13 protein-coding genes are annotated in these 14,852 nt (G+C 64.5%); 5 read left to right on the top strand and 8 right to left on the bottom strand.

Features of this window, described 5'->3' with window-relative positions; genetic code table 11:
• Window positions 1-15: 15 nt before the first annotated feature.
• Both CKO40_RS09885 and bchI read right to left on the bottom strand, forming a co-directional pair.
• Entirely contained in the window at window positions 16-1,806 is a 1,791-nt protein-coding gene (locus CKO40_RS09885) for a magnesium chelatase subunit D (protein WP_200346045.1), read from the bottom strand.
• A gap of 102 nt (window positions 1,807-1,908) precedes the next feature.
• The gene (gene bchI, locus CKO40_RS09890; protein ID WP_200346046.1) at window positions 1,909-2,937 is read right to left on the bottom strand and encodes a magnesium chelatase ATPase subunit I; all 1,029 of its coding nucleotides are present in this window, start codon (window positions 2,935-2,937) and stop codon (window positions 1,909-1,911) included.
• Window positions 2,938-3,431: 494 nt separating this feature from the next.
• On the opposite strand from bchI, the gene CKO40_RS09895 reads away from it, so the two are divergent.
• On the top strand, window positions 3,432-5,018 hold the full coding sequence (locus tag CKO40_RS09895; RefSeq protein ID WP_200346047.1) for a class I adenylate-forming enzyme family protein: 1,587 nt from the start codon (window positions 3,432-3,434) through the stop codon (window positions 5,016-5,018).
• Window positions 5,019-5,050: 32 nt separating this feature from the next.
• Here the strand turns inward: CKO40_RS09895 and CKO40_RS09900 are convergent, their stop codons facing one another.
• Genes CKO40_RS09900 through CKO40_RS09915 form a run of 4 tightly spaced genes read right to left on the bottom strand, consistent with a single transcriptional unit; the run spans window position 5,051 to window position 7,736 of the window.
• Entirely contained in the window at window positions 5,051-5,521 is a 471-nt protein-coding gene (locus tag CKO40_RS09900) for an acyl-CoA thioesterase (RefSeq protein WP_200346048.1), read from the bottom strand.
• Window positions 5,514-5,933, bottom strand: coding sequence for a 6-pyruvoyl trahydropterin synthase family protein (locus tag CKO40_RS09905; RefSeq protein WP_200346049.1), 420 nt, complete (start codon window positions 5,931-5,933; stop codon window positions 5,514-5,516). The genes CKO40_RS09900 and CKO40_RS09905 overlap by 8 nt, the downstream gene beginning before the upstream one ends.
• A 32-nt stretch (window positions 5,934-5,965) precedes the next feature.
• Window positions 5,966-6,970: a zinc-dependent alcohol dehydrogenase gene (locus CKO40_RS09910; RefSeq protein WP_200346050.1), complete on the bottom strand. Its 1,005-nt coding sequence runs from the start codon at window positions 6,968-6,970 to the stop codon at window positions 5,966-5,968.
• 16 nt (window positions 6,971-6,986) lie between these two features.
• Window positions 6,987-7,736, bottom strand: coding sequence for an FkbM family methyltransferase (locus CKO40_RS09915; protein ID WP_200346051.1), 750 nt, complete (start codon window positions 7,734-7,736; stop codon window positions 6,987-6,989).
• Window positions 7,737-8,286: 550 nt separating this feature from the next.
• Here CKO40_RS09915 and CKO40_RS09920 point away from each other — a divergent pair.
• The 4 genes from CKO40_RS09920 to speE all read left to right on the top strand — a co-directional run bounded on the left by CKO40_RS09920 (window position 8,287) and on the right by speE (window position 13,081).
• Window positions 8,287-10,752, top strand: coding sequence for an ATP-binding response regulator (locus CKO40_RS09920; protein WP_200346052.1), 2,466 nt, complete (start codon window positions 8,287-8,289; stop codon window positions 10,750-10,752).
• Entirely contained in the window at window positions 10,749-11,654 is a 906-nt protein-coding gene (locus CKO40_RS09925) for a response regulator (protein WP_200346053.1), read from the top strand. Before CKO40_RS09920 ends, CKO40_RS09925 begins: the two co-directional genes overlap by 4 nt.
• Window positions 11,644-11,979, top strand: coding sequence for an ArsR/SmtB family transcription factor (locus tag CKO40_RS09930; protein WP_200346054.1), 336 nt, complete (start codon window positions 11,644-11,646; stop codon window positions 11,977-11,979). The genes CKO40_RS09925 and CKO40_RS09930 overlap by 11 nt, the downstream gene beginning before the upstream one ends.
• A gap of 214 nt (window positions 11,980-12,193) precedes the next feature.
• Window positions 12,194-13,081 (top strand): polyamine aminopropyltransferase, encoded by an 888-nt coding sequence (speE, locus tag CKO40_RS09935; protein ID WP_200346055.1) that lies wholly within the window; start codon window positions 12,194-12,196, stop codon window positions 13,079-13,081.
• A gap of 148 nt (window positions 13,082-13,229) precedes the next feature.
• Here the strand turns inward: speE and CKO40_RS09940 are convergent, their stop codons facing one another.
• Both CKO40_RS09940 and CKO40_RS09945 read right to left on the bottom strand, forming a co-directional pair.
• A complete protein-coding gene (locus CKO40_RS09940; RefSeq protein ID WP_200346056.1) occupies window positions 13,230-14,489 on the bottom strand; it encodes an ammonium transporter in 1,260 nt (419 codons plus the stop codon).
• 23 nt (window positions 14,490-14,512) lie between these two features.
• Window positions 14,513-14,851 carry a P-II family nitrogen regulator gene (locus CKO40_RS09945; protein WP_200346057.1) on the bottom strand — a complete coding sequence of 113 codons (339 nt, stop codon included), beginning with the start codon at window positions 14,849-14,851 and terminating at the stop codon, window positions 14,513-14,515.
• Window position 14,852: the final 1 nt, after the last annotated feature.

Consider the following 14,852-nt stretch of genomic DNA (forward strand, 5'->3'; position numbering starts at 1 on the left):
TGCGCCCGGGCTGGCTCACGAGACGGCCTGCACGGCCCCGGAGAGCGCCTTGGCATCGGCATGGGGCAGCGGCAGATAGACCGCACCCATGGCCTGCGCGAGCGTCTCGGCATCGGGACGCGGGCGCGGTGACATATCGACCACCAACGCCTTCAGCTCGGCCACGCGGAATGCCTGCGCCGAGGCCAGGGCGTCCTCGGCCGCCTGTGCACGACCGCCGATTCCGTCGCGATTGACGTTGGCGCGCCCATCGGTGAGCAGGATCACCACTGCGGTCCCACCGCGCCGCGTCACCCCGTCGGCGAGCGCCGCTGCCGCATCGATCCCGGCCGCCAGCGGCGTCCCGCCACCGCCGGGGAGACTGGCAAGGCTGCGCTTCGCGCGCACCAACGAGCGCGTCGGCGGCAGCAGGATCTCGGCACCAGGCCCGCGGAAGGCGATCATCGCAACACGGTCTCGACGCACATAGCAATCGGCGAGGAGCAGCTCGACAGCGCCTTTCGCCTCGGCGAGCCGATGCAGTGCGGCCGACCCCGAGGCGTCGACGACGAAGATCGTGGTGGTCTCGGAGCGCTGGCGATAGCGGGTGATCCGAAAGTCATCGCGGCGGACCTCGACCAGCACATTCGCGTCTTTGCCCTGTTCGGCGCGCTCCTGCCGCCGCAGTCGCTGCCAGGGCGCGGCGACACGCAACGTGTCGATCACGTTCAGCCGCGCTCCGGCGCCGGGCTCACCGCGCCGGGTGCCGGCCGGACGTCCGCGCAGCGAACCGCTCTGGATCGCGCCGGACTTGCCGCTCGACTTCGAGCGCTGCCGCATCGCGCCCATTTGCAGCATCGCCAGCAGATTCGGTGGAATCGCGGCCTCGGCCGATTCCAGCACCTGCTCCTCCAGCGGCTTGTCCATCTCCTGCTGAGGGGTCTGCTCCTGATCCTGCTGCTCGTCCTGATTGTCTTCGGGTGGCGGCGGCTCCTGCTGCATCTCCTCTTCCGGCTGCTCGGGCATCGGCAGCCGCGTCGCCCGCGGCGCCAGAACCAGCCGTGCAGCGGCGCTGACATCCTCGGCCGCCACCTGGTCACGACCGTTCAGCGCGGCCGCGGCGCGCGCGACCCGGAAGGCTGCGATTGAGGCGCGCAGCGAGTCGACGCCGAGCGCGAGCGCGGTTCCGCAGAGCGCTTCGAGCGCGCTCTCATCGACTGTTACGGCCGCAAGATGGCGCCGGGCCTGTGCCACCTGTTCCGGGTCGATATCCGAGGGCACCGCCTCGCGCAATCGAATCTCGCCAAGATCGAGGACGAACGCGAACCGGTCCAGCAGCGTGTGCGGGACCTGCTCTTCCTCATTGGCGCCTTCGTCGAGTGCAAGCACACCGATCCGGGCAGGGGTCCTTGCGGTGATCCCATCGCGCTCGACCTGGACCTCGCCGTTGTCCAGCGCCGCACTCAGATAGGCCGCGGTCGAACGACTCACGCGCTCGGCCATCGCCAGTTGGACGACGCCGCCATCGGCCTCGGCGAGCAGACCGCGCTCAGCGACCGGGCGCCCGGCATGCAGCGTCGCGGCGAGGTCGAGGCCACCGAGCAGACGGCCATCGGCGACATGCAGCGGGATGCGCCGAAACGGGACCTCATCCGGCAACAGCTCGCGCAACAGCTCGACCCAGATCTCCCGCACTGGTCCGGGTAGCGCTCGCAACGCGATCCCACCGCTACCGACCGGATCGACCGCGAACAGCGCGGCAGCAAGGCAGGCATCGTCCCAGCGGGCGCTGTTATCGGGCAGCGTTACGTGATTCTCGTCATTCATGGCGCTGCAGCCAATGGCCGGCAGGCCCGGCGCTCCGCTTCTTCAACTGACAGGGCTCCTGACAGGACTCCAAGCCGGGCCGCAGTCCGGCACTGCCATCGGTCATTCGCCGAAGAGCTCCTCGATCGCGCGCTCGACGCGGGTCGTCGAGCCGGCATCATCGAGCACGTTACGCCGCAATCGATGGCGCAGCGCCGGCGGTGCGACGCGCTTGAGATGCTCATCGGTCACGCTGTCATCGCCCTCCAACGCCGCGAATGCGCGCGCGGCCCGGATCAGCGTCAGCTCACCGCGCAGGCCATCGGTACCGAGCTTCATGCAGAGCTCCGAAGCGCGCTCGAGCGCCGCATCGGGCACCTCGACATCGGGCAGACGCTCTTTGGCATTGAGGATCTGCCGCCGGACCTTGCCGTCCTTGCGCTTGTACTTCTCGACGAAGGCCGGCGGATCGCGCTCGAACTCGTCGCGCAGACGGACCACCTTCATCCGTGACTTCAGATCCTGCGGGGTGCTGATCTCGACCGAAAGGCCGAAACGATCGAGCAGCTGGGGTCGCAATTCGCCTTCCTCGGGGTTGCCGCTGCCGACCAGGACGAACTTCGCCGGGTGGCGCACGCTCAGACCTTCGCGCTCGACCACGTTCTCGCCGCTCGCTGCGACATCGAGCAGGGCATCGACCAGGTGATCCTCGAGCAGATTGACCTCATCGATATAGAGAAACCCGCGGTGAGCACGTGCCAACAGCCCTGGCTCGAAGGCCTTCTCGCCCCGGGTCAGCGCCTTCTCCAGGTCTAGCGCGCCGATCACGCGGTCCTCGGTGGCGCCCAGCGGGAGGTCCACGACCGGCACCTGGGCCTTGCGCGCCTTGAGCTTGCCAGTCGCCTTGCGCTCGAGACACTGCTCGCAAAGGCCCGAGTCCGGAGCCTCCGGATCACAGTTGTACTGGCAGCGATCGACCACCCGCATCGCGGGCAGGAGCGCGGCGAGGGCACGAATCGCAGTCGATTTGCCGGTACCGCGGTCACCGAACGCCAGCACTCCGCCGATACTCTGATCCGTGGCCGCGATCAGTATCGCGAGCTTCATCTCGTCTTGAGCGACGATAGCGGAGAACGGGAAGGCAAGCGGCATAGTCGGAAGAACCTGGTCAGTTGCGTAAATCGCAGCGGGCACGACGGCCGCGAAACCCTAGCTGCGACGCTTGTTCTTGGTCAAGCCAAACCATCCGTTTGCTTGCGCTGGCTCAGCGGGACATCCTCCGCGCTCGCAGCCCCTCCGGCGCCTTGTTTGCTGCAACCGATGATGATCAGCGAGATCATCGTGAAGCACTGGATGGCCGCGAGCTCGATTGACCCGCACGCCGGAATGTCCTGTGATAGCCCTAAGAAGTCCCGACAGAATGACCCCTTCGGCTCGACGATTCAGCAGCTTGTGTAGGCTAGGCGGGCATTTTGATAGGGCGTCTAAGGGTGGGCGGCGGCAACGATGCGCGGCGGCCGTGTCCACAGGATCGACCGTGCATCTCACCGAGATGGCCTGCTGAGTAGCAATGGTTCCAACGCCTGACCGAATGAATGGGGCGCTCCCGAGCCACGACCGACGCCGCCTGGCGGGAGTCCCCGGCGATGCGGCCCCCGTTTGATCCTGAGGCCACCGCGCTCCGGGTCGATGACGGCGCATGGCGCTGGTCCGAGCTCGCCGAGCGGAGTGAGCGCCGGGCCGCGCGGCTGCGCCGTCAGGGCCTTCAGGCCGGCGAGGTCGTGCTCTGTCCGACCACACCGGTGCTGGACTCGATGCTGATGCAGCAGGCCCTGGCACGCCTCGGCGCCGCCGTGCTGCCCGTCCGTGACGGGCTTCCACCCGCGCGGCGTGACCTGCTGATCAAAACGAGCGGCGCCGAATGGATTTGGGCGTCGGCGGATCGGCAGCTGGAGACTCACGGCCAGCTGCTACGCACTGGTGCCCGCGGTGGCGCCGATCCTGTCGAGCAGGATGATGACCCGCCGTTCGTGTTGGTCGAGACCAGCGGGAGCAGTGCCCGGCCGAAGCTCGCGATGTTGAGCGCGACCAACGTGGCCGCCTCTTGCGTCAAAGTGAATGAACGCCTCGCGGTGGGGCCGGGCGATGCCTGGCTCTGCGTGCTGCCACGACAACACGTCGGCGGGCTCGCAATCGGTTATCGCTGTGCGCTGGCCGGCGCAACGATGATCGTGCACGAGCGATTCGATCCGGCAACCGTGCATTGCGCCCTCCACGAGCACGGGATCACGCACCTGTCGCTGGTCCCGGCGATGCTTCAGCGTCTGCTCGACCAGGGTCACCCGCCCCCGCCGGGACTGCGTGTCGTCCTGCTCGGCGGCCAAGCGCTCGACCCGAGCTTGGCACGGCGCGGCGTCGGGGCCGGCTGGCCGCTCTATCTCGGCTATGGGATGACCGAGACCTTCTCGCAGATCGCAGGGGCCTGGATCGATGAAGCGGGCACTGTTCCGGGTGGACTCGAACCGCTCGATGGGGTGCAGGTCGAGGCGCCCCGCTGTGCCGAGACTCGGCCCGAGCACGAGCAAGCATCCGAAACGGCACCCGAGCAGGCACCGCAACGCGCACCCGAGGGCCGGAGCACCCGCGATGAAGCCGATGCATCACCGGCGATGCAAACGGTCTCGCACCGGTCTGGGCACCGGTCTGGCATCCCGTCCTCTCCGTTGCAGCGCCCGAACGAGCATCGGTATCGAACCGAGCAGATGGCGCCCTTGCGGGTGCGCGGCCCCATGCTGATGCTCGGCTATGCCAACCCGACACGCAGCGCCGGCACCGGCCTGACGGGGGGTTGGCTCGAGACCGGCGACCTTGCATGCCAGCAGCGGACCAGCGGTTTGATGATCCTCGGCCGCGCCGATGATGTGATCATCAGCGGTGGCGTCAATATCCTTCCGGCCGAGGTCGAGCAACGCCTGGCCGCGTTCGAGGGTGTCGCCGAGGTTGCCGTCGTTGGCCTGCCGGACCCAGCTTGGGGGCAGCGGCTGGTGGCCGTCTACACCGGCTCTTGCGATCCCGCCGGGATCGAGCAGTGGGCTCGCGCGGCATTGCCGTCGCACCTTCGGCCGCGCGGATTCGTGCGATTAGCGGAGTTGCCGAGACTCGCCTCCGGCAAGCGCGACCGTCGTGCCATCGAGCGCCAGGCTGCTGCACTCAACAGTGCGAGCGGTGTCTGAGTGACCCGCGTTCGCATGGCAGCCTTCGCCGCTCAACCCACCGAGCCGTCCGCGAGTCTCCCCAGGGCCTCGATCAGCTCCGCCGGCAACGGCCGACTGCGGCCAGTGCGCGGATCGATCGCGACATGCACTGTGCTCGCCGTCGCCGCGAGCTCGCCCCCGCGCCAGAACCGGTAATCGAGCACGAAACGCTTCCGCGTCTGCGCTTGCAGCGCCAGCGATACACGAACGCTGTCGCCATGGCGCAACCGATCCAGGAAGTCGGCCTCCGCATGCACCAACGGCAAACCGAGCTCGCCATCGCGGATCAACCGGTCGATCGGCCAGCCGATCCGCCTCATCGCCTCCTCATAGGCATCATGCGCATGCCGAAAAAGGTGACCGAAGAAGAGCACGCCGGCGCTGTCGGTATCGTGCAGCGCGACCCGGAACCGGTGCGCCGAATCGCGCTCGGCCAGATCGGCCTGAGCCAGATCGGTCTCAGCCAGATCGGTCTCAGCCATTTGGCTGATTCACCGGTATCGGCCCTTCGTAGGCGGCCCAGGCGACATGGGATTCGCTGAGCAGGATGCGCAGCTCGGACAACCCTCGCCCGCCTTCGCCGAGCTCGCCGGCACTGATGCGGGCCGCGAAACGATCGAATACCGCCTTGGCGAGAAACTCGGTGGTCGTATTCTGGCCAACGAATGCTGGATGCTGATCAAGGTTGCAGTAATCGAACTCGCTGAGTACCTCGCGCAGCAGCATCGAGGCGCGGCCGATATCGACGACCAGTCCGTCGTTATCGAGCTCAGCCCGACGCATCTCGCAATCGACCACGTAGGTCGCACCGTGGAGCCGCTGCGCGGGCCCGAAGACCTCACCGCGGAAGCTGTGAGCAATCATGATATGGTCGCGGACGCAAAGGCTGTACATCCCGGCTCCCGTGCTGGCTTCGTGAGGACCTTTCAGGCATCGCTATCGTAACGGATGCGGTGCATCAGGGTATCGCTGGGTGCGCTCGCCAGCGTCGCCATGACCCGAGGCAGGTCTTCGAACGCGTCTTCGCCGGTGATCAGCTGGTCCAATACCGGGTCATCGAGCAACGACAACGCCAACCGCAAGCGGCGCGGATGATCCCAACGACCGCGCTGTTCCAACGGCAGGTTGCCGACTTGCGACGAGCGCAGCGTCAGCCGACGGGCGTGGAATTCACCGCCCAACGGGAGCTCGACGCGCCTAGCACCGAACCAGCTCAGCTCGACAATCCTGGCCTCGAAACCGGCCAGTGCGAGGGCCGTCGTGGCCCCCGAACCCGAGCCGCTGGTATGGATAACAAGATCGGCCTCTGGCCGCGCCTGCTCCGGAGCAGCGTAGGCGACACCAAACGCCGCGGCGATCTCCGCGCGGCGCCGATTGGTGTCGATCAATTCGACCTCGCAGCCGGGGATACGAGCCGCAAGCCACGCACAGAGGCACCCCAAGGTACCGGCCCCGACGATCGCGATCCGGTCGCCGATACGCGGCTGAGCATCCCAGAGTCCGTTGACCGCGGTCTCCATCTGAGCAGCGAGCACGGCCCGGGCCGCAGGCACCGATTCCGGGATCGGATGCACAGCCGTCGCCGGCAGTCGATAGCAGGACTGATGAGGAAACAAGCAGAACACCAGCCGACCTGTATCCCCTTCGCCACTGGCCTCTTCGCCACTGGCCTCGATCCGGCCGACACTGCTGTAGCCGTATTTGACGGGGGCCGGGAACTCGCCTGCCTGGAAGGGCGCCCGCATTCGCTGCCATTCACTGGGCGGAACCTCGCCGCGGAAGACCAGGGTCTCAGTGCCGCGACTGATCCCGCTGTAGAGGGTCCGAACCTGAACCTCTCCCCGCTCGAGCTCAGGCAGCACCTCCTCGCGCAATTCGCCACGACCAGGCTCGACGAGCCAGTAGGCGCGTGCTCGGAGCGGTTTCGTCATCGCATCGCCCTCGGGATCAGCGCCGCAGCGCGTAGATGTCACCGGCATTGGCCGCATGCGGCAGGCGCTCGAGCCAGGCGACGAGTGCTCTTGCATCCACCCAGCTCGCGTGCTCCAGCCGGCCGCTCGCGCCGAGCGAGGCATTGTAGTGATAGTCACCCAGACGTTCACAGAGCTGGATGGCCTGGGCCGCAACCGCGCGCTGGATGGTCGTGAACTCGAACGAGAGCGCCGCAAGCGGCTCGCTCAGGCCGCGCAAGACCTGAATCTCAAAACCCTCGACATCGATCTTGCAGAATGAGGGCAGGCCATAGTGAACGATCATCCGGTCCAACGTGGTCATCGGGACCTGAATCGCCTGCTCCCAACGCTGGCCGTGCCACCCTGCCGCGCCGGCGGCGGCATCGATGAAGGCGCTGGACGCCGAGGCGACCGTCGGATTCGACAGGTTCAGGTGCAGTTCCGTCTGACCACTGCACTGACCGAGCGCGACGCGCTCGAGCTTGACCTGCGGATCATGACCATGGAGGAATCTCAACGCCCGGTGCAGGGCCGGCTGGGGCTCAACCGCGACCACGCGCGCCCCGAGCCGGCGCAGGCTCGCGATACAATCACCGACGTGCGCCCCAACATCGAAGACCAGATCGCCCGGTCGAACGAATTGCGCGAGCAGGGGATCGCGCCAGCGACCATGATTGGTCTGAAAGCGATGATGAATCGATCGCGCAACGCCCCATTCGCGGCGTAGGCTGGTCCAGAAGCTCATCGGTAGGTTCCACTCGTTGTGATCAACGCAATGCGCCCGGCGGTTCTCTCGCGGCTGGCCGAGACAATGGCCTCGAGATCAGTCCTGTAGCCGCGCCTTGCCGTGAAGGGATCATCCATCATTTGGCTCCCAAACCGAGCGCAAGCGCGCAGCCCGACATCGGGCAGTCCGTCTTGGACGGTCAACGAGACTGACAAGCACTAAGGCGATTGCCGGAAAAGCTCGTACCGAATTGCGCAGGATGTTCGTTTGCCTTCGAGGAGCGTCGCCGGGAGCATAGCCGGGCTATGTGACCGGCGGCGCGACGAAGAAGGCGAGCGAAAAGACCAGCAAGGCGGTATGAGCTTTGAAAGAAATCGCCTAACAGAATGCCCTCTACGGCCTAAACTCAGCAGCTTGTGTACGCTAGGCGGGCATCTGGATGGGCGCCTTAGGCAACCCAGGGGCCGCTGGCTGACGTTGATCATCGCACCGGTGCGTCTCGATCACGCTACAGCGTACCCGTTCAGCATCGCCTGACCAGCGGCATCTGTACCAGCGGCGTCTGCTTATGAAACTGCGTTACTACATCCTGCTATTGCTGCTCGCGTTCGGGCTGGTGCCGCTGATCATCGCGGTCTTGATCAACCTTCCACTGGTACTCGATCGGACCGCGATGTTCTATCAGAAGGCCTATCTGCAGAACCTGCGGGCCGATTTTCGCGATCTCGATCAGCATCTGGCAAGCCGGCACGAGATGATTCGACTGCTCGCCAAGCTGCCTGAGCCGGGCATCATCCTGGGCGAGGCAGGAGACGAGGAGTCGATCGATCTCGCTCGGGCACGCTATACCGGCTGGATCAATCAGATGCTCAGCGATCAAGCCGACCTGATCGAGATCCTCTTCGTCGACTCCCATGGCAACGAGCGGTTTTGGCTCCAGCGCGATGCCCAAACCCGGGAGTGGCGGCCAACCGAGATTCCGCCGAGCCCGCCGAGCCGTGGCTTTACCAATGCCGGTCTCAAGCTCAAGCCGGGGGAGGTCATCGTCAGCCGCATCCGCGTCAATTCGTTCGCCGCGAGTGAGGACCCCCGTCAACTGATGACGCTCCAGCTAGCGAGTCCAGTCGGTCAGCGCGACGACGAACAGCAGCAACCGCTCGGTCTGCTGTTGATGACGATCGACGTCGGCGGGCTCGCGAACTTCTACCGGGAAACACTTTGGGTTACCGATGACGGCCGTTACTTGCGCCCGGGCGAGCCATTGAGCGACAAGGCTGACGCCTTTGGCGACTTCCCGGGCCTGGCATCGATCTTCGAGGAAGGCAAGCTCGCGCTGTGGAAGCCCGAGCATGGCCCGCCGCTGCTATGGGTGCCGATGTTCCTCACCGAGAACGGCCGGCCGCTCTGGGTCGGACGGCCGGTCGATCCGTCACCGATCGCGAGCTTCCGCAATGCCCTGATCGGCCGGGTGCTGAGCATCGTGCTCGTCTTGATCCTGGTCGTCATGGTGATCGCCCGCTGGCTGGCGAGGCGCGCTGAGCATTTCGGCCAGGAGCTGACCACCGGGGTGCGTGGGATCCTGCGCGAGCAAAGAACCCGAGAGTTTCACTGGCGCGGACCAACAGAGGTCCGCGAGCTTGGCAGGGAGCTCAACGCTCTCGCCCGCAGCCATGCCGAGCACCTGCAAGCCGAGCGGCAGCATGTGCAGCAATTGGAGCAGTCGAACCAATACAAGTCTGAATTCCTGGCCAATGTGAGCCACGAGCTGCGCACCCCGCTGAACTCGATCCTGCTGCTGTCCAAGCTGCTTGCGGCCAAGGAATCCGGATTGGACGCCGACCAGCAGCGTCAGGCCAAGGTGATCAATGAGGCGGGCCGCGACCTGCTTGCGATGATCGATAACGTGCTCGACATCTCGCGCATCGAAGCGGGCGCCGTCACGGTCCATCTCGAATGGGTCGCGATTCGGGAGATGATCGATGAGCTGGTCGGGATGCTCAGTCCGATCTTTTCCGAGAAGGGTCTCCATCTGCGCGTCAAACTGAGCGCCTCAGCACCGCATCAGATCTACAGCGACCGTGCCAAGGTCCGGCAGGTCTTGAAGAACTTCCTTTCCAATGCGGCCAAGTTCACCCATTCCGGGGAGGTCAGCATCTCGGTCGCCGCCGGCAATCAACGTTACCCGCTCGAGATTGCGGTCACCGATACCGGAATCGGCATCCCCCCCGGCAAGGAGGAGGTCATCTTCGAGGCGTTTCGTCAGGCCGATGGCTCCACCCGACGCCGCTACGGAGGCACCGGCCTCGGTCTGTCGATCAGCAAGGAGCTCGTCCATCTGCTCGGCGGCCAGATCTCGGTGACCAGCACGCCCGGTGTCGGCTCCCGCTTCACGCTGCATCTTCCTCTGGCCTGCGACCCGAACGCCATTTCCGCGGCCGAGGTGATCGAGAACGGGAGTGGCGCGGAGCAATCGTCGCCGGCCCAGTCGGGAGCAGCCGAGGAAACAGCGCGGATAGCGGAGGCATCCAGACAGCCGTCGGCCGCCCCCAGACCGGCCGAGCAGCCGCTCTCAACAGGCGAGCGCAACAGCGATGCGCGCACTACCTTGGCGGCGTCTTCGCCGCAGGCTGCAGAGAGCGATCAGTGGGTACTGCTGGTCGAGCGCGATGTTCAGAGTCTAGTCACCGTCACCGCCGAGCTCGAGGTGCTCGGACTCCGGGTGCAGACCGCAGCCGACGAGGAAGAGGCGCTGGAGACGCTGTCTGAAGATCACGACTGTGCAATGCTGCTGCTCGCAGGCTCTCTTGAAGCCAAGGAGCCCTGTGATACGATCCACTCGCTTCGACAGAAGGCTTGGCTGACCGACCTGCCGATCGTCGTACTAGGGGATCTGGATGAGACACAGCAGCGACGCTGCCTGGCTGCCGGCGCCTGTTGCTTCCTCAGCAAGCCCATCCGACCTGACGCATTGGCGAATCTGATCCATTCGTCGTTACGCCCTGAGATCGCTGAGGACATCGAGAGGACTGCATGATGGGCGGACCCGATTTCAAGGTGCTGATCGTCGACGATCACGCGCACAATCTCTACACCCTCCGGACGCTGATCCAGAAGCACCTCAATGCCACTGTGCTGGAGGCGGCATCGGGCCGCGAAGCGATCGATCTCACGCTCAACCATCGCGACATCGATCTCATTATCCTCGATGTGCAGATGCCCGAGATGGATGGGTTTCAGACTGCTTCGCTGTTGAAGCTGCGCAAACGCTCGCGCGATATCCCGATCATCTTCCTTACCGCGGCGTTCAAATCGGAGGAGTTCCAGCAACGCGGTTTCGCGGTCGGCGCAGTCGACTATCTGCTCAAGCCGATCGACGATAACCTATTGATCAACAAGATCAGTACCTATTTCAGGCTGATCGAGAAGGAGCGCTCCCTCAACCGGGAGCTCGAGCGCAAGGTAGCCGAGCGCACCGCCGAGCTCGATGAGGCCCGGCAGTATCTCGAGAACATCATCACGCACATGGGCGAGGCCCTGCTGGTGCTCACGCCCGAAGGCGAGATCAAGATTACCAACCCGGCCGCATGCCGGATGCTCGGCTATCGCGAGGAGGACCTGCTTGGGCTCTCGATCGGCGATGTATTCGAGGAGGAAGGAGACGACGAGGCCGGCGCCTTCATGGGAACCTGGCTCGAGGCACTGATCCGGACCGGCGCGCTGGCCAAGATCGAGGCGCGTTTCATCGCCAGTGACGACCGGCGCGTCCCAATCTTGTTTTCTAGGACAGCAATAAAAGATACTGATGGAAACATCACGGATATCATCTGCATCGCAAAAGACATGAGCGGCTATATCCGTATCGATAACGACACCGTCACGGAAGCCACGACGACCACCAACGCTGCGAGGACAACGGAGGCTGACCATGAACAATGACCTGCCAGCCGATCATTCCGATCCTGAGGACACCACGCTGACGGCGATGGCCTTAAAGGCGATGGCTCACCCATTGCGCTGGAAGATCCTTTGCTCGCTTGGGCAGAACGAGCTCTCGGTCGGCGAGATCGTCGAGCGAACCGGTACCTCGCAGAGCAACATCTCCCAGCACCTAGAGCAGCTCCGCAACAAGAACATCGTCGTTGCCCGCAAAGAGGCCAACCGGATCTTCTACCGCATCCGCAACGATCAACTCTTAGAGCTGATCGGGATCATGCGCGATGTCCTCTGCCCGGCCAATCTCGACGATCGCTATCCACGCTGAAGGCCTAAGAAGCAAAATAGCTTAGAAGCGAAACAACATGACCACACGGCTGGGGCCAAACGGCTGATTCATCGCTTGCCTGGTTCCGCAACCGCTTTGCAGAACCGGCGGCGCCTATTATCCCGCCGATGAAGCAGCGGACCGCCTCGCACTGGCCCAATGCCCCCTGGCCCAACGCCCACTGGCCCAGCGCCCAACCTTGCCCGCTAGTGACATGCTTGATGAGAAAGACTGGTTCACCGAGATTGCCGATGAGGCTGGAAGCGCCTTCTCACTGCGCGTGAGACGACGTCTACATCAGGAGCAAAGCCGCTTCCAGACCATCGAGGTCTACGAGACCGAGCGCTTCGGCAATCTGATGGTGATCGACGGCTTTACGATGTTATCGAGCCGCGAGAACTTCCTCTACCACGAGATGCTGGCGCATCCGGTACTGCTGACACACCCGCAGCCCCGGCGGGTGGCGATCATCGGCGGTGGTGACTGCGGCACATTGCGCGAGGTGCTGCGTCATCACGAGGTCGAATCAGCGGTACAGATCGATATCGATGAACGGGTCACAAGGGTGGCCGAGGAGTTCTTTCCGGAGCTGACCGAGTCGAACGATGATCCGCGCGCGACGCTGCTGTTCGAGGACGGCATTCGCTGGATGCGTGAGGCGCCGGCCGAATCGCTGGATGTGATCATCATCGACAGCACCGATCCGGTTGGACACGCCGAAGGTCTGTTCAGCACCGCGTTCTACCAGGACTGCCATCGTGCACTCGCTCCGGGCGGCCTATTGATCCAGCAGAGCGAGTCCCCGCTGTATCATCTCGAGATCATTCGGGGCATCTACGCGGATCTGCGCCAGGCCGGCTTCTGCGATCAAGCCACCCTGTTCTTTCCGCAGACGATCTATCCGTCTGGGTGGTGGAGCGCGACCATGACGAGCCGAGATAGGCCGCTGCCGCCCTTCCGCGCCGAGACCGCCGATGCCCTGCCGTTCCCGACGCGCTATTACACCGCTGAGATCCATCGCGCCGCGCTGGCGCAACCGGCCTTCTTCAAGCAGGCGCTCGCGGCGGGCTCGGATCAAGGCTCGGATCAAGCCGAGGCCTGACCGCAGCCGCGGCGCCGGCTGACAGTCTCGGCAAACAGCTCGGGACCAAGACACCCCCGCAGCCCGCGCTGCCCCGATTCGCTCCGCACCACGCAAAACGGGGCCCGAAGGCCCCGCTGCAAGGTCGATTGCGCGGTTGCGCTATCCGTCAGGTTCCAGCACCGCGGGAGCCAACGAATTCAGGGTAGGCCTCGAGTCCGCATTCGCCGAGATCGACGCCCTCGTACTCCTCCTCTTCACTGACACGGATGCCCATGATCAGCTTGATCAGCAGCCAGACGATCAGTGAGGTGATGAAGACCCAGGCGAAGATGGTCACCAAGCCGATCAGCTGCGGCACGATGCCCGCATCGGCATTGGTGATCGGGACCGCCACCAGGCCCCACATGCCGACGACACCGTGCACCGAGATCGCACCGACCGGATCATCGATGCGCAGCTTGTCGAGTGCGATGATCGAGAACACCACGATGATACCGCCGACACCACCGATCAGGGTCGCGGCGAGCGGGGTCGGGGTCAGCGGCTCAGCCGTGATGGCGACCAGGCCGGCGAGCGCCCCATTGAGGGCCATCGTGAGGTCGGCCTTGCCGAAGATCAGCCGCGCGGTGATCAGCGCGAACACCAAGCCACCGGCCGCGGCCATATTGGTATTGACGAAGACCGCAGCAACAGCGTTCGCATCGGAGATGTTCGAGACGATCAACTGCGAGCCGCCGTTGAAGCCGAACCAGCCGAGCCAGAGGATGAAGGTGCCGAGTGTCGCGAGCGGCATATTCGCGCCCGGGATGGCGTTGATGGAGCCGTCCTTGCCGTACTTGCCTTTGCGCGCCCCCAGCAGCAGAACACCAGCCAGGGCTGCCGACGCACCGCAGAGATGGACGATGCCCGAGCCGGCGAAGTCCTGGAAGTTCAGGCCATCGAGGAAGCCGCCACCCCACTTCCAGTAACCCTGTACGGGATAGATGAAGCCGGTCATGATGACCGCGAAGAGCAGGAAGGCCCAAAGCCTCATCCGCTCAGCAACCGCACCGGAAACGATCGACATGGCCGTAGCGACGAAAACGACCTGGAAGAAGAAGTCGGACATCCCGGAGTAATAGGCGTCGCCGGCCAAGACCTCCTCGACGCTATTGTCACCGCCGAACATAAAGGTCCAGTTGATCGACGGGATGATCCCGTTGCCTCCGCTGGGGTACATGATCCCATAGCCGATCACCATGTACATGATGCTGGCAATCGAGAACAAGGCGACGTTCTTGGTCAGGATCTCAGCAGTATTCTTTGCGCGGACCAGTCCGGCCTCGAGCATCGAGAAGCCCGCCGCCATCCACATGACGAGCGCCCCCGAGATCAGGAAATAGAACGTATCCAGCGCGTAGGCGAGCTGTATAGTCGGTTCTTCCACTGTGGATTTCCTCCTTCGCGAGGTTAGAGTGCGTCCGGACCGGTCTCACCGGTGCGAATCCGAATGACCTGATCGACGTCGCTGACGAAGATCTTCCCGTCACCGATCTTGCCGGTGCGCGCGGCGTTACTGATGGCCTCGATCACCTGGTCGACGAGGCTGTCGTCGATCGCGATCTCGACCTTGATCTTGGGCAGGAAGTCGACGACATACTCGGCGCCGCGGTAGAGCTCGGTATGGCCCTTCTGGCGCCCGAAGCCCTTGACCTCGATGACGGTGATCCCGGACACGCCGATATCGGCGAGCGCCTCGCGGACGTCATCGAGCTTGAAGGGTTTGATGATGGCAGCAACCAGCTTCATG

Origin of the sequence: Halochromatium glycolicum (assembly GCF_016584085.1) — a bacterium.
GTDB lineage: Bacteria > Pseudomonadota > Gammaproteobacteria > Chromatiales > Chromatiaceae > Lamprobacter > Lamprobacter glycolicus.

Excerpts from the sequence above, each read along its gene's own strand:
- CKO40_RS09885 (WP_200346045.1), bottom strand. The coding sequence starts at position 1,806 with ATGAATGACGAGAATCACGTAACGCTGCCCGATAACAGCGCCCGCTGG.
- bchI (WP_200346046.1), bottom strand. The coding sequence starts at position 2,937 with ATGCCGCTTGCCTTCCCGTTCTCCGCTATCGTCGCTCAAGACGAGATG.
- CKO40_RS09895 (WP_200346047.1), top strand. The coding sequence starts at position 3,432 with ATGCGGCCCCCGTTTGATCCTGAGGCCACCGCGCTCCGGGTCGATGAC.
- CKO40_RS09900 (WP_200346048.1), bottom strand. The coding sequence starts at position 5,521 with ATGGCTGAGACCGATCTGGCTGAGACCGATCTGGCTCAGGCCGATCTG.
- CKO40_RS09905 (WP_200346049.1), bottom strand. The coding sequence starts at position 5,933 with ATGTACAGCCTTTGCGTCCGCGACCATATCATGATTGCTCACAGCTTC.
- CKO40_RS09910 (WP_200346050.1), bottom strand. The coding sequence starts at position 6,970 with ATGACGAAACCGCTCCGAGCACGCGCCTACTGGCTCGTCGAGCCTGGT.
- CKO40_RS09915 (WP_200346051.1), bottom strand. The coding sequence starts at position 7,736 with ATGAGCTTCTGGACCAGCCTACGCCGCGAATGGGGCGTTGCGCGATCG.
- CKO40_RS09920 (WP_200346052.1), top strand. The coding sequence starts at position 8,287 with ATGAAACTGCGTTACTACATCCTGCTATTGCTGCTCGCGTTCGGGCTG.
- CKO40_RS09925 (WP_200346053.1), top strand. The coding sequence starts at position 10,749 with ATGATGGGCGGACCCGATTTCAAGGTGCTGATCGTCGACGATCACGCG.
- CKO40_RS09930 (WP_200346054.1), top strand. The coding sequence starts at position 11,644 with ATGAACAATGACCTGCCAGCCGATCATTCCGATCCTGAGGACACCACG.
- speE (WP_200346055.1), top strand. The coding sequence starts at position 12,194 with ATGCTTGATGAGAAAGACTGGTTCACCGAGATTGCCGATGAGGCTGGA.
- CKO40_RS09945 (WP_200346057.1), bottom strand. The coding sequence starts at position 14,851 with ATGAAGCTGGTTGCTGCCATCATCAAACCCTTCAAGCTCGATGACGTC.